Here is a 700-nt window from a genome sequence, read left to right on the forward strand (position 1 = left end):
CTAGTGTGACGTCTCAGAGATTATGACGGGTTGTTCTATGCCCAGAATTGGCAGGTCTTGCGGGGGGACGAGCAGTTGGATGCTGCGCGCGACACCTGGTTGCTTTTGGATCAATCCGATTTTCTCAAGTGTCTTTAGCATCTGGTGGACCGAGGGTGGGGTGACTTTGAAGTATCGCTGGAAGTCTGCCTCGGCTGGGGCACGGCCATTGATCTGTGAATAGGCCCATATGAAGGCAAGATACTGGCCCTGCTTTGCGGTGAAGGGGGTTGGTCCGCCCGGCTTCTTTTGGTCAAGCAATTGATTCATTTCGGATTCATCCAAGGTCCCTCGATGATGAGGGATATTGTGATGAACGTACGATATCGAGTCGATCTTAGCCAGATCGAACGCGACGAGCTTGGCGCTTTGGTAAGTGGTGGCAAGCAACCAGTCCGACGGCTCAAGCGAATGCAGATACTGCTGGCGGCTGACGCCGGCGTCAGCGATGAGGCCATCGAAGCCTCGGTGCAGACCAGCGGCTCCACCATCTATCGCACCAGGAAGCGCTTTGTGGAGATCAGCCTGGAGGCCGCCCTCAGTGAAGAGCCGCGGCCCGGGGCGGCTCGAAAGCTGAGCGGCAAGGACGAGGTGCGACTGGTCGCCCTGGCTTGCTCGGATCCACCCAAGGGCTGCGCCCGGTGGACCTTGAAGCTTTTGG

Annotated in this window: 2 protein-coding genes; one reads left to right on the forward strand and one right to left on the reverse strand. The window is 57.9% G+C overall.

Features of this window, described 5'->3' with window-relative positions:
* On the reverse strand, positions 1 to 309 hold the full coding sequence (locus JL39_RS21130) for a transcriptional regulator (protein WP_037155434.1): 309 nt from the start codon (positions 307 to 309) through the stop codon (positions 1 to 3).
* 42 nt (positions 310 to 351) lie between these two features.
* On the opposite strand from JL39_RS21130, the gene JL39_RS21135 reads away from it, so the two are divergent.
* The coding region (locus JL39_RS21135) for a helix-turn-helix domain-containing protein (RefSeq protein WP_037155437.1) at positions 352 to 700 on the forward strand (349 nt) is incomplete at its 3' end.

Source organism: Rhizobium sp. YS-1r (assembly GCF_000757525.1).
In the GTDB taxonomy this organism is placed as follows: Bacteria; Pseudomonadota; Alphaproteobacteria; order Rhizobiales; family Rhizobiaceae; genus Neorhizobium; species Neorhizobium petrolearium.